Source organism: Coxiella-like endosymbiont (assembly GCF_024730665.1).
Classification (GTDB): domain Bacteria; phylum Pseudomonadota; class Gammaproteobacteria; order Coxiellales; family Coxiellaceae; genus Coxiella.
In genome coordinates, this window is the sequence record NZ_CP084737.1 from 368746 (window position 1) to 383556 (window position 14811).

Consider the following 14811-nt stretch of genomic DNA (forward strand, 5'->3'; position numbering starts at 1 on the left):
CACGCGCTTTGATTCTTCAAAGTGGCGAATGCGCGCTCTAATCTAAGCCACTTTATTCATTATTCAAGATAAAACGATTCTTATTCCATCTCTTACAACCCAAATCTCCACTTAATTGACACGCTGTCAAGCATCGCACCGAAAGCAATCATTAGATCATCAGTTTACACAATTCCCTTACTCCCTCTTCCCGATCATACTTTAATACAACACGAACAAAACTAGACTTTGGTAAAATAACATTCATGTCTCTGACCAGATTTTATTTTATGACGATGACAAATATTACATTGTGTGCTACACCAAACCACTTGCTAATACCTGCAGTAATTCGTGATCATTACAGTGATATTCTAGCAATGCCGTCATCTAGTTTTGTTGCAGTACCTTCTGGTGATTCTAGCATATTATTCGTATTAATTTTAGGCTCATCGTTTGGGAAATGTGCCAGAATCAAAGGTTATTGATGAAGCTCATCCGCTTGTGATTCTTGTTACATATAGAAGATCCAGACAATAAACCTTAAAAATAACAACACGATCAACAAAAATTGTTCCTTTACACTGTTTCTACGATTGCTATCGCTTCTTTCATACTGACCGACACGATGCGAGAAACACCTGGTTCTTGCATGGTAACTCCAATTAAACAGTCCGCCATTTCGATGGTTACTTTATTATGACTAATCACCAGAAATTGAATCTCTTTTGACATTTCTTTAACAAGCTGACAAAAGCGACCAACGTTAACATCATCTAACGGTGCATCTATCTCATCTAATATACAGAAAGGCGCTGGTTTTAAATGAAATAAAGAAAATATCAACGCAATCGCCGTTAGTGCCTTTTCTCCACCGGATAGCATATGGATTGTCACATTGCGTTTGCCAGGTGGTTGTGCACGCACGATCACACCGGTCGTTAATAAATCAGCCTCTGTCATTGCCAACATTGCTTGGCCACCACCAAAAATCTGAGGAAATAACAATTTGAAGTGGTGGTTGACTCTATCATAAGTTTCTTTGAATTTCATGCGCGTTTCACGATCAATTTTTTGAATCGCATTTTTCAAAATCTCTAGCGCTTCTGTTAAATCGGCGTATTGTCTATCTAAATAATGTTTGCGTTCATTTATACTTTCATATTCTTCAACTGCTGCAAGGTTAATCGGACCTATACATTGAATACGTTGAACCAGTTGATCTAATTTTTCTTGACAAACATCAATCTCCGCATCTGCTGACAGCTCAGCAATCACTTGCTTACAATTAAAATTGTTTTCATTTAATTGTTCTTGAATGGTTGTTTGTCGCACACTGAATGATTGGCGTTGCATACGTAATTCTTCCAATTGTGTTTGTGTCTCATGTAATGCCTTTTGGGTAAGTAAACGTTTTTGTTCCAGTTCACGTAAAGTCTGATTAGCTTCTTCGAGCTGTTTTTCAACTTCCTGTAATTTCGTTTTAATAGCCAGCTGTTCTTCTAATTTATCGTGAAGTTGCTCATTTAAAGTTTCTAATGGCTTATTGCCCTCGGACAAATATTGAGATAGTGTCTCTAGGTGTTCGGTGATTTGTTTTAATTGTCGTTGATCGTGCGCGACGCTCTGCTTCAATAGATTTAATTGATCTTTACTGCTGGTTAAGCGAATTTCTAACGCATCAGCTTCCTTACGTTTTTGATAGGCTTTTTTGCGTCCCTCTGTTAATTGCTGACTATAATGATCGCGTTGATGAAGTATTTTTTTCGTCTCTTTTCTAAAGAACTTCTGGAACTGATCAATGATTGAGTTTTATTTTGAATAATTTTAAATTCTTGTTCATGTTGTTCAATGCGTTGTTCTGATTCTGCAATGGATTTCCTTAGTCGGTTTTGTTTCTGTTGCGCATCATTTAATCTCTCCTGCTTCTCACTTAAAATAGTTTGCACCCGAGTGGCTTTGATATTTATCTCTTGATAGAGCTGGCGAGTAATGTCACGATTGGTTTCTTTTTGAGCTAATTGATGCTCATATGTTTTTGATAGCATTTCCAATTGATCGCAATGTTTCCGTTGTTTAATAATTTTATTTTTCAAATTTTTCAATTTTTTTCTCTGAGTAAAAAACCGTTTTGTGCATCATGTATTTTGAAAACTCGAGCCCAATAAGAACCAAACCAAATACCGTCTTTGGTAATGATGGATTCGTTTTCTTGAAGCGAAGTTTGTAATTGTTTTACTTCTTCTATCGTTTCCGCAATATAAATACCGGCTAGCCAATGCTGAAATGGCCAGTCACTGTTAATCTGACTTATCAAAGTAGGCGCTTTATTAAATGAACTTATTTTCTTAGGGGACACGTTTTTTGCTACTAACGTGAGCTGTCCTCTCAATAAAGATGACAATGGGCGAAGAAAAGGCGCGACATCGTCCACACAAATAGCGTTAAGATAATTGCTCAATACTGTTTCTACAGCTATTTCCCAGCCAGCGTTCACTTTGAGTTTTTGCCCCAATCGTGGATTCCCTTTTAATCCCTGACTGAAAATCCATTCGCTTGTCTGATTGTCATTATCTCTTAATGCCAATTTTTGTAAAGCTTCTATAGAAGCAGCGTGGGCTTCTGTCACTTGCAAGTTCCGACATAAAGCTTGTAATTCCGCGTGAGTCATCTGATTGATTTTCCGTTGCTTAATAATCTCGTCTGTGCATGATTGTGATTTTGATTGCGCCTCACTGAGTTTTTGATTTAATGACTCCAAATCTATCGTCAATAGCTCAATTTCAGCGTGTAACTGTTCTAACTGAAGCTGATTTAAATTTTGCTGCAGTTGTTCTCTGTGTTTTTCCAAATCGACTAATTGGCATTCATAATGCTCGCGTTTAACGCGCATAACTTCCGTTTGACTTATCAGCTGGGAAGCTTCTGCCTGAAAGGCATCCCACGTTTCTTGCCAACGAATTATACCTGCTTCAGCTTGTGCTAATTTATCTTCTGCTTCATCGGCTGCTAATTGAGTGTCAGATGTGCTCGATTTTAATTGCTTTATTTTCGTTTCTAATTCGGTAATTTGGATTTTATAATTGATACTATTATTTTCTAGTTCTACCCATAAATTTTTATTTTCTTTTAATTCAGTTTTCCATTGCTGTGTCTGATCTTTCGTGTTTTGTATACGTTGCTCTAAACGGGCAATGTCAGCGTCTGTGCCATAATAACGCTTTTGGACTGCATTATATTTTTTATTTAATTTAATTAATCGCTCACGAACTTTTTCTATTTCAGATTCGATCCAATGCTGATCACTTTGCTTTTCTTCCAAAAAATGTTTTGCTGATTGATCGTTTGATCACATTCAACCAGTTTTTTCTCTAGTACTTTCCATTTCAAAGCTTTGATCTGAGCACTTAATAAACGTTCTTCTTCTTTATAAATTTTATAGCGCTCAACCATACTAGCTTGTCGTTTTAACTGTCGTAATTGTTTTGCAAGTTCTTCACAAATGTCGTTGACACGATCTAAATTTTCTTGTGTGTGACGCATCCGATTTTCTGTTTCACTGCGTCGCTCTTTATATTTTGAAATGCCAGCAGTTTCCTCGATGCAAAGATGTAATTCTTCGGGTTTTGCTTCGATAAAACTTGAAATCATACCTTGTTCAACAATCGCATAGCTGCGAGGGCCAAGACCAGTTCCAAGAAAAATATCTACAACATCTCGACGACGTACATGTATCCCGTTAATAAAATAATAAGATTGCCCGTTGCGCTCTACTTCTCGACGAACGGTAATTTCAGCATATTTAGCATATCCACCCCAGCAGCGACCATCATTATTATCAAAATGGAGCTCTATGGAAGCTTTTTCGACTGGCTTGCGAGACGTTGTACCATTAAAAATAACATCATTCATCGAGTGTCCGCGAAGCTGTTTAGCCGACATTGCTCCAGTAACCCAACGTACAGCATCTACAATATTCGATTTACCGCAACCATTAGGACCAACAATGGCATTAAGTGATCCACGAATAGGGATCAATGTAGGATTGACAAATGATTTGAATCCTACAAGTTTGATGGTCTTTAACTGCATGAATAGCCCTCATTTTCCCTATTATTTAAGTGATTTTAATCTACCGCAAATTAGCTCGAGAGGAAAGTTCGCTTAAACACTAAATTCTACCTTATTGTTGATCAAATCGTTTCTCGACCCTATAGTGTTTTTTCATCATTCTGCAGTTTTTCTTAGGAATCTATAATATTTTTTATGCTCATTCCAATTCTTTCATATTATAGATTCCTAAGAAAAACTGCAGAATGATGAAAATTAGAACTGGATAATGTGTTTTTCTCAAATTCATGGGCGATCATTTTGTAATCGCTCATATCAAAGAAGGCTATATAATCTACAATAGCCCACTTTAAACAGGGGGAAGCCCATCTCCCTTAATCAACAAAAGACACTAAAAGTATGTGGAGGATTTATACTCGATGGATAATTCTCTTTCCAAAAACATAGGTCTTTTTTCCCCATTACTTCAGTGCTTTTCTCTCATTTATATAAATAACACGATAAAACGGTCCTCATACGCTGTTCAACTAAACAAAATACCTTTTTTTATAGTTAATCCTATAAAACTACAGCTCTTTCTCGCTCAAGACTAAAGCAAATTTTTATCTCCGCTTAACTAAGAAAGATAACAAGATATAAAAAATAAAAAAATAGAGAAAGGCAGTAAAGTCATCTCGCTAATTTAAATATATTTTTTCAAAAAGTCATAAAAATTATATGATTCCTCTATGAATTTTACAGAAATGAAATAAAAAGCTCACAGTCTTTTAAGAAGTATTCAACACTTCTTTGGACGAAATATGAAAATAGCTGATTTACAAATCTTATTCCAATTTTTTCTGAGATTGTATGAGCCACGGCAAAGTTACTCACTGCAACGACAATAGATATACATAATAACAGAACTTAGAAACGACTGGGAAGCATTTCATTTGTAAATCATTCCCCCTTCAAATTTTAAAGAAAAATCTAATAATACTGTTAATCGTAATCAAAATGATGGAAAAAATTACCCATAAGGAAGGTTCAATACAATGATTTGAGCGCAGCACTCAAGGATAAGACGACGAAATGCCACTTTAATTACCAAAAGGTGTACTATCCAATCAGATCAGTAAAGAGGATTGTCCTACTACAGTTGGCAATTAATTTAAGATGTAAATGGTGTTTAATGGCTGAATACTATCAATATACCACTAGTACCGAAAAAAGAAAAATTGTTGCGAATTATCAAAATTGCTTATATTTTTCCATGTTTAAAACACCTATCCAAACGTCACAGAATACGGTCAATGAGTGATAAATTTACCCATCAGTCAGTTCGGATGAGAAACGACGAAATTAGTTCACTTGTCTTAACCTAGAAAAGCATTCAAGAGAATTACCTTTTTGAGTGGTTACAGTACCCGCTTCACTTCGGCCATCGATGGTCTACACGTCAATTCAATAATACAAATATATAATATTAACGCTGCTATCCAAAAATAAATTGCCACGCGTCAGGAATCATAAAATAATTTAAGCCTAAGCCAAATAACCCCAAAAGCAATGATAAAGCACTTAATAATAAAGTCGATAAGGTAGTATTTATTCCAACCACATGCAACATATGATGCAAGTGATCATGACTTGCCATCAAGACAGGTTTTCGCTGTCGCAACCGTAATATAATCACATTGATTAAATCAAAAATAGGAAATGCCATAATCCACAACACTGTCATTGGTTGAACTAAAGCAGAATTCTGCTGAGACAAATCAATAGCAATCCATGACAACAAAAAAGCGATAAATGTACTTCCTGAATCACCCATAAAAATAGCTGCATGTTTTCGCCACGGTAATCGCATATTAAACCCTAAGAAAACTATAAGAAGTACAATCAAAATGAAAAGCAGCCGAAAATCCAACCTAGCGTTTAATTTATCACTCAAAAACAATAGCAATAGCGATTGTCCCAATGCAATATTTCCTGTGAGACCATCTTGACCATCAATCATATTCATTGCATTAATATTAGCGAGTATTATCAATATAGTCACTGGAATTGCCAATAGACCAGTTTTCAAATCACCAAAAAAAAACAAATTACCTAAATTAGCAAGAACTACATTTCCACAAATAATCATGAGAAAGGCTGCAAGCAGTTGTCCACATAAGCGCAATTTTGAACTTAAATCACTAAAATCATCTACCATACCAATTAAAACCAAAATACCACTGCCTGCCAACACACCGCGATGAGGTAACAAAGAAATTGGAAGCGTTAATAATGAAAAACAAAAAGAAAAAAACAGCGCTATGCCACCAATTAAAGGAACTTCTTTTCCATGACATTTTCGATTGTTTGGTCGATCAACAAACCCGACACGTATCGCTAACGGTCGTAATAACCAAATACAAAATAAGGCAATTAAAGACGCGATGATGCTACTTTTAAGCAATTCCATGAAAGCTGTTCCGCTGATATTTCAAACGGATCAATGATAACAGGCAGCGAAAAGATTATTCAAATATTTCAAGAAAACTCGCCATGCCAACTCCTTATCTCTGAGCAAGGGGTTGCGTGTAAATAATATGCCCCAGCGGAAGGCAATATCTACGGGCGTGTTAACACCGATTAAGATCGTTTTTGGTCAAGCGCGTTATTTTGTCAATATTAAAGCGGACGCCAAATCTTATAATAATGCGGACCAGTCTCTTACTACAATTTTTATCAGAATTGGCTTATGCAGCTTACGTCGAAAAAAATAGAACTCAATAGGAGTTATCAAAATCAAACGAGTGATCACTTTGAATGACCCAAAAATAGCGGCATATTCGTATAAAGAAAGATAATAGTACCACAAGTCATCACAAAGTTCCTTAAAACCCCTATTCTAGTAAAAGTAGAAATCATTTATTCTTTTTGTTTCCTTTTTCCTTTGTCGGAAATGATAACAGACAGAGAATGGTTAATCATTTGCAATATTTTTAAAGGATTTTTGGATTGTGTGATAGTTCTTCCGATAATTAAATAATCACTGCCTGCTTTAAGAGCAACTTCGGGTGTCATCGTTCGCTTTTGATCATTTTTTTTATCGCTTTTTAGTCGAATACCGGGTGTTACTAATAAAAAATCCTTACCACACTGCTGACGCAAAAGAGGTGCTTCGTGAGCCGAACAAATCACTCCATCCAACCCTGCCCTTTTAGCCAAAATTGCCATACGGGAAACTACTATGGAAACGTCATCTTGAATACCCAACATTTTTAAATCGTCATTATCTAGGCTCGTCAAAATAGTAACACCTAATATCAAAAGCTTTCTATTCGACGTCATGGACTTTAAAACATTCATCGCAGTTTCAATCATTAAACGTCCACCTGACACATGAACGTTAATCATCCAAACTCCCAATTCCACAGCAGCCCGACAAGCGCCAGCCACTGTTTGAGGGATATCATGAAATTTCAAATCTAAAAAAATACGATAACCTTTTTTCATTAATTCCTCGACAAAGGAAGGTCCATAACGCGTAAATAAAACGCTGCCAATTTTAAGATGACACAGCTCTGGGTTTAATAGGCGAACTTGCGCTAAAGCCTGTCTAACTGTGTCTGCATCAATAGCGACGATAATTTTAGGTTCTGGTTTTCTCATCTCCCCTAACTGCCTTCTAAGCCTTGGATAGGACGTACCGTATTCCAATGATGACAGCTCGGACACAACCAATACAATATTTTCCCAGAAAAACCACATTGGGAACAGCGGTATACAGGTTTATTAACCAATAATGTTTTCATAAAATTTTGTAGAATTAGTAATTTTTCTCGTGTATCTCCTGTTGAATTTAACAGATACAATCCTGCCAAATGCGTTAAACCACGAAGCGATGGCTGTCGTTTTATTTGCTGTGCAATAAATTCAATCGTTACCTTTTCTCCATGTTGATGTTGCAAATAATCCGAAATAGCCAATACTAATGAAATTCTCGGGTAGCGCATTAAACAATCCTCTAAATAAGCTACTAATTTATCTTCTTCACTAATACGACGATAACATTCAGTCAGCGGCAAAACTACTTCAGAGATATAATCAGGATCTTGCTCAACAACGCGTTTATAACAACGAATGGCTTCTTTATAATTCCCTCCTTCCGTTTCTAAACGAGCTCGAATCAAACTAGCACGCACGCAATGATGGTCAATCGCCTGCGCCCGTTTTAAATAATGCAAGGCTTGAGAAGTATGCCCTTTGTCAATCACTTGTTCAGCTAATTCACAATGATATTGCGCAATGATATCGTGCACAGGTTCCCTTTGAGCCAATAATTTCTTGGCCGTTTCAATGGCTTTTTGCCAATCTTTTTCTTGCTGATAAATATGCAACAAAAACCGTAGGCTTTCTTGATTTTCCTCGCCCATCTCAACCAGTTCAAGAAACAATCGCTCAGCGCGGTCTAATACCCCTGCTTGTAAATAATCTTGCCCTAACTCCAATAACGCATGAAACCGATGACTTTTATCTAACTGAGGACGAGCAATTAAATTTTGATGCACGCGGATAGCCCGATCCACTTCCCCCGCCGCCGAAATAAACTTCCCAACGCCAAATGAGTTTCAACGGTATCAGTATCCACTTCTAATAATTTGATAAAAACATCCACCGCTTTATCCGGCTGTTCATTAATCAAATAATTTAAACCTTTAAAATAATCCTGTCGCAATGCTGGGGACAATTTGGCTGTATTTCTAAATGATGCACGCTGCCTTGCGAACCATCCTCCAACGGCTGCAACAGGTAATAATAAAAATAGTGTCTGTACAATCACTAATGCACATCCTTAATGGGAATTTTCCGTAGATTCTGTACTTCTCGCTCAATACGTCTCACTTGGGACTTCAACCGTCGAGCAGCCTGTTTATTCTTAAGAAGCGAAGGAAGTACAGCAATCATCCCCAATATTACCCCAACGAGCAACGTCATTAAAATCAATAAAGGTAAATAAATCGTTTGTGTATCTAAATAATAGTTGAGCGTAATTTTCTGAGAATTAAGTGCAGAAAATGTAATTCCTAATAAAATAATAAAAATCCAAAAGACGTAGAGAACATAACGCATAGCAGGTATCCTTTATTTATGGATGAAGATTTTCTCCATTTTACTCAAAAAAAACTTCGAATGCTCTGTGGTGTAAAGTTAAAAATAGAAAAAGATCCGCGCCATCAGCTCAAACCTGAAAGCCTCTGGATGGTACGGATGTTAGATTGGGAGATATTTTGAACATTGAAGCTTTCTGCTACAATTTATTCTGTTCTTCTTTCTTACTTTGTTGCATTTGCTCTTTCAACAAATCCCCAAGGGTAGTTTTAGTAGGCATATCTGCTACCCTGCGATTTCCTTTATCAGAGCGACCTTCCACTGCCTTATGGGACACATGAATGAGGCGATTTTTACGATCCGTATTGACGATTTTAATAGCTACCTCATCACCAATATTAAGCTCTTCTGTGAGATCTTTTACACGATCGTAAGCGTAATCCGCCAATCGCATTACACCAAATATCTGATCAGCCAACTCCAGAGTAGCTTGCTTGCTATCCACTTCTTTAACCTTCGCTTGAATAACAGTACCTTTATCATGAGTATCCAGAAATTCCAGCATAGGATCACTTTCTAATTGTTTAACGCCTAAAGAAATGCGTTCGCGTTCTGGATCGATTCCCAGGATAACTGCTTCAATTTGATCGCATTTTTTATATTGACGAATTGCTTCTTCCCCGCTTTGTATCCAAGAAATATCGGAAAGATGAACCAGACCATCAATATCGCCTTCCAATCCAATAAACATTCCAAAGTCGGTAATTGAACGAATCTTTCCCCTAATCTTCTCGTCTTTTTGATGTTTTTCTGCAAATTCCTGCCAAGGATTTCGTTTACACTGCTTGATCCCCAGAGAAATACGACGACGTTCTTCGTCAATATCAAGCACCATGACCTCAACTTCTTCATTAGGCTGTACAACTTTACTAGGGTGGATATTTTTATTAGTCCAATCCAGCTCAGACATGTGCACCAATCCTTCTACACCTTCCTCTAACTGAACAAAGCAGCCATACTCCGTAATATTAGTGACTTTAACATATACTCTCGAACCCACAGGATAGCGACGCTCGATATTTAACCACGGGTCATCTGCCAATTGCTTCATACCAAGAGAGACGCGACTCTTATCGCGATCAAACTTAAGAATCTTAACGCGAACTTCGTCACCTACATTCAGTAGTTCATTTGGATGCTTAATCCGTTTCCATGCCATGTCAGTAATATGCAACAGACCATCGACACCACCCAAATCAACAAACACCCCATAATCGGTGATATTTTTAACCACGCCGTTCACTTTCTGACCCTCTTGTAGTTCTTCCAGGCGTGCCTGTCGCTCTGCGCTAGTTTCTACCTCCATCACCGCACGACGAGATACCACCACGTTATTTCGACGTTGATCCATTTTAATGATCTTAAAGTCAATTTCTTTGCCTTCTAAATAGCCGGGATCACGAACTGGTTTTATATCAACTAATGAACCTGGTAAAAAGGCGTGAATCGAATTAACTTCTACCGTAAAGCCACCTTTCACGCGCTCAATAATTTTACCTTTAACCATTTCCCCAGTCCGATAAGATTTTTCAAGTTGGGTCCAGGCTTTCGCACGACGGGCTTTTTCTCGCGACAAGCGGGTTTCACCGAATCCATTGTCAGGTGTTTCAATAACAACATCGACTTCGTCACCCACTTCGACGTCTTCATACCGAAATTCAGAAGCTGAGACAATACCTTCGGATTTAAGTCCAGCATTTACAATAATTCGGTCAGGTCGAATTTCAACGATTTTAGCCTTAACTAAGGCACCGGGACGTAAATCAGTTTCAGTTAAACTTTTTTCAAATAATTCAGAAAAATTTTCGTTCATTCTAATTGTTATATGGTTATATGGTTATATGGTTATATGGTTAAATTATTTACCTCTCAGCTAACCCCTTCCTTTTATCCAGACCTCGTTGTTTGACACAGTTCATGACTAATGCGAAAACCCCATCGACGCTCAGATCAGTGGTATTAATCACCACTGCGTCATTCGCTGGTTTCGCTGGGGCAATTGGTCGACTGTTATCACGACGATCACGCTCCCCCAACTCCTCTCGAACTTCAGGCAGGCTAACATTAATCCCTTGCACTTGCAACTGTTTATAGCGTCGATAGACCCTAACATCAGGGTCTGCGTTAAAAAAAATTTTAGCGGTGCGTCTGGAAAAACCACTGTTCCCATGTCGCGCCCATCCGCCACCAATCCGGGCTGACGACGAAAATTACGTTGATACTGAAGTATGGTACTTCGAACAAGAAAGAGTGCTGAAGCTTGCGAAGCCACGATGCTGCATTCCTTAGACCGGATGGTCCGAGTGACATCATACCCATCACAACTGACTTTTATCTGTTCATTTAGATGATTCTTAATCGATATCTGGATTCGTTTCAAAAGACTAGCTAAGGCATCGGTGTCGGATAAAGAAACATTATAATAAAGCAAAGCCCACGCAATCGCCCGGTAAATAATGCCGCTATCTAATATGCACCATCCCAATGCCTTGGCTATCCTTAACGCAATAGTCCCCTTACCAGAACCAGAAGGGCCGTCGATAGTAATAACAGGTATCCGTTTTTTGTTATTTTCCAGCAAGAACTCCTACTTATCTATGAAGAAATGCATTCCACCATCCTTGGCCTGTTGCTATTTCATGATTATTTTTCTCCTTGTTTAAAGTCTATACAACTTAGCTAAAGCTGATCTTAAATGGATCCTTCATATCTAGCCAATCAACAAATTTAGGTACTTTAGAAATGGACCATCGGCTACCTACCATCTTCCTCAATAATTGCAATAAAAGGGACTTTCTGTTACGAAAGAAATCCATACTGTCCTCTCTTCCATCAGAAACTTTCATAGAAACAATATTATACTAATTATATATCATCAAATTTTTATTTTTAACAGAGCGCTCATTTATTTTATCAGGCCTTGCCAGCCACCAATGTCTACATACTACGCACACTTATCTTCCGGAACAAGTAAAAAAATTTATTTTCCCTCATCTGCCCCCGTGAGTTTAAGAAGAGGACAACAGGTAGCGACGCTTACTCTTTCTTGTGTCAGAATTTTTAAAACCTTCAAAACCTAGGGCCATAATAAGGCTGTATAATATAAGACTAAAAACAGATGCGTTTATTTATATAGCGCGATTTCCATCTAGATCACAAGACTAAACTCACAATACATTGTGCTTTCTGTGATAATAGCGATACTTTTATTTTGCAGTTATCACCTTAACATTCATTCCAATATTGTTTGCTAGTTCGACAAAATTAGGAAAAGAAGTGTTTACATTATCACAATTTCGAATTTTTATAGAACCTGTTGCTATTGTACCTGCAATTGTAAATGCCATTGCGATACGATGATCTTGATGGCTATCAATTTCACCGCCCATTAAGGTTCCTCCTTTAACGAAAATGCCATCTGATAAGGATTCCGCTTGAATACCTAATTTTTTCAGTCCATCTGTCATGGCTGCAATACGATCCGTCTCTTTTACGCGTAATTCTCTGGCACCCCTTAATACCGTTTGACCTTGTGCTGCAGCAGCTGCAATTAATAAAACAGGAAATTCATCAATAGCAAGTGAAACCTGTTCTTTCGGAATTTCAATACCTTTTAATTTGACATAGCGCACAGTGATATCTCCGATAGGCTCACCGTTCTTTTCATCGTGATTCATAATCTCTATATCTGCGCCCATCATTTTTAATAAATTAATCACGCCTAATCGAGTAGAATTAATACCTACTCCCCGTAGTAAAATGACCGAACCAACTGAAATCGTTGCTGCAACAATAAAAAAAGCAGCTGAAGAAATATCGCCGGGAATGAAAATTGCATTTGCTTTTAAAGTACCGCCCCAGACACACAAATCGAATTATTTTCCATATGGATAGGATAATGAAAATGCTTCAGTAGTCGCTCTGTATGGTCACGAGAAGAAGCTGATTCTGTGACGCAGGTTTTTCCCTTCGCATATAAACCCGCTAATAATAAGCACGATTTAACCTGCGCGCTTGCGATAGAAAGCTGATAACGAATTCCTACTAAGTTTTGACATCCGTAAACTCTCAAAGGTGGAAAATTTTCGGCAGAATCAATTTTTGCCCCCATCTGAACCAAAGGATCAATAATCCGCTCCATAGGACGACGCTGTAGTGATTGATCACCAGTTAATACCGTATCAAAAGATTGCCCGGCCAATAAACCTGTCAATAATCGAATTGCCGTTCCTGAGTTACCGCAATCTAAAACACCAGATGGCATCCTTAAACCGTTCATGCCAACACCATTAATTAACACAATATTTTCATCATCAATAACTTCAATCGGGACGTCCATCTGTTGAAAGGCATTAACAGTGGCAAGATTATCTGCTCCCATTAAAAAACCATTCACCTGCGTTCGGCCTTTTGCAACAGCAGCTAGGATCACCGCCCGATGTGAAATAGATTTATCTCCAGGAACACAAATTTCTCCATTTAAGTTTTTTGATGGGGTAGTTTGATAATCCATTTCATTTTTAACCATGCTGCTTTTCAAACTGTTGCATAAAAGTTATTAATGCATCAACACCTTCTTCAGGCATGGCATTATAAATACTCGCTCTCATCCCACCTAACAATCGATGCCCCTTTAAATTAGCCAATCCATTCTTCCGCGCTTCTTTCAGAAAAAGCTCATCAAGATTTTCATCGACTAAAGTAAAAATGACATTCATTCGTGAGCGGTATTGAGGATCAATCGAATTATGATAAAAATCACTTTTATCAATCACAGCATACAATTTATCCGCCTTACGTATATTCTGTTTTTCCATCGCTCTTACTCCTCCTTGCTCTTTTAACCACTTAAAAATAAGTCCTGACATATACCAGGCGAATGTAGGCGGTGTATTCAAAAGAGAATGCCCTTTTGCGTGTAACGAATAACGCAGATAACTAGGTGTTAGTGGTAACGGTTTTCGTCTTAATAAGTCCTCACGGATAATTACAAGAGTTAAGCCCGCCAGACCAAGATTTTTTGAGCACAAGCAAAAATTAAACCATAGCGCGATATATCAGAAGGGCGCGAGAGTAAATTAGAGGACATGTCACAAACTAAAGGCAAAGATGTGCTAGGAACATAATGAAATTCTATGCCATTTATCGTTTCATTATCTACATAATAAAAATAAGCGGCATTGTCAGGGATATCCCACTCAACTTGATCAGGGATTCCTGTATAAAGGAGATTTTTAGAATTCGCTGCTAAATGCACATCACAATAAATTTTTGCTTCTTTAATGGCAAGCTCCGACCAAACTCCTGAAGCAATATAGACTGCTTTTTTATAGGTTTCTAATAAATTCATAGGCACCATTGAAAATTGTAGCCGAGCACCTCCTTGCAAAAATAAAACTTGATAATTTTTCGGAATTGCTAATAAATCTCTAAAATCACATTCGCTTTCTTCGACGACTTGTTTAAACTCTTCCCCTCGATGAGGGACTTCCATAATCGATATGCCAACACCGTGCCAATTTAATAATTCATCGCGCACTGTAGAAAGTATTTCTTCCGGTATCATGGCTGGCCCAGCTGAAAAATTATAGATACGAGACATAAAAGATTCTTATAGCT

9 protein-coding genes and 4 pseudogenes are annotated in these 14811 nt (G+C 37.7%); 1 reads left to right on the forward strand and 12 read right to left on the reverse strand.

Translation table 11 applies throughout. The features are described from left to right. The first annotated feature begins 275 nt into the window (after positions 1-275). Positions 276-467, forward strand: coding sequence for a hypothetical protein (locus LG660_RS01585; protein ID WP_258267613.1), 192 nt, complete (start codon positions 276-278; stop codon positions 465-467). A 91-nt stretch (positions 468-558) separates the two neighbouring features. Here LG660_RS01585 and LG660_RS01590 read toward each other — a convergent pair whose 3' ends face one another. The 12 genes and pseudogenes from LG660_RS01590 to serC form a co-directional block, all read right to left on the reverse strand. Then, a complete protein-coding gene (locus LG660_RS01590; protein ID WP_258267614.1) occupies positions 559-1614 on the reverse strand; it encodes a coiled-coil domain-containing protein in 1056 nt (351 codons plus the stop codon). A gap of 89 nt (positions 1615-1703) precedes the next feature. Then, positions 1704-2084 (reverse strand): Atg14 domain-containing protein, encoded by a 381-nt coding sequence (locus LG660_RS01595; protein WP_258267615.1) that lies wholly within the window; start codon positions 2082-2084, stop codon positions 1704-1706. Next, the gene (locus LG660_RS01600) at positions 2081-3301 is read right to left on the reverse strand and encodes an SMC hinge domain-related protein (protein ID WP_258267616.1); all 1221 of its coding nucleotides are present in this window, start codon (positions 3299-3301) and stop codon (positions 2081-2083) included. The genes LG660_RS01595 and LG660_RS01600 overlap by 4 nt, the downstream gene beginning before the upstream one ends. Beyond that, positions 3256-4071: a chromosome segregation SMC family protein gene (locus LG660_RS01605; RefSeq protein WP_258267617.1), complete on the reverse strand. Its 816-nt coding sequence runs from the start codon at positions 4069-4071 to the stop codon at positions 3256-3258. Before LG660_RS01605 ends, LG660_RS01600 begins: the two co-directional genes overlap by 46 nt. Before the next feature lie 1453 nt (positions 4072-5524). After that, on the reverse strand, positions 5525-6499 hold the full coding sequence (locus LG660_RS01610) for an MraY family glycosyltransferase (protein ID WP_258267618.1): 975 nt from the start codon (positions 6497-6499) through the stop codon (positions 5525-5527). 449 nt (positions 6500-6948) lie between these two features. Further along, positions 6949-7692, reverse strand: a complete 744-nt coding sequence (pyrF, locus tag LG660_RS01615) for an orotidine-5'-phosphate decarboxylase (RefSeq protein ID WP_258267619.1) — start codon at positions 7690-7692, stop codon at positions 6949-6951. A gap of 5 nt (positions 7693-7697) precedes the next feature. After that, positions 7698-8863, reverse strand: a pseudogene (lapB, locus tag LG660_RS01620) (lipopolysaccharide assembly protein LapB). Further along, a complete protein-coding gene (locus tag LG660_RS01625; RefSeq protein WP_258267620.1) occupies positions 8863-9153 on the reverse strand; it encodes a LapA family protein in 291 nt (96 codons plus the stop codon). Before LG660_RS01625 ends, lapB begins: the two are co-directional and overlap by 1 nt. A 178-nt stretch (positions 9154-9331) precedes the next feature. Next, positions 9332-11005, reverse strand: coding sequence for a 30S ribosomal protein S1 (gene rpsA, locus LG660_RS01630; protein WP_258267621.1), 1674 nt, complete (start codon positions 11003-11005; stop codon positions 9332-9334). 49 nt (positions 11006-11054) lie between these two features. Then, positions 11055-11773 (reverse strand): annotated as a pseudogene (gene cmk / locus LG660_RS04400) ((d)CMP kinase). Between the two features lie 625 nt (positions 11774-12398). After that, positions 12399-13705, reverse strand: a pseudogene (gene aroA, locus LG660_RS01645) (3-phosphoshikimate 1-carboxyvinyltransferase). A 7-nt stretch (positions 13706-13712) separates the two neighbouring features. Then, a pseudogene (serC, locus tag LG660_RS01650) lies at positions 13713-14794 on the reverse strand (3-phosphoserine/phosphohydroxythreonine transaminase). Between the last annotated feature and the right edge of the window lie 17 nt (positions 14795-14811).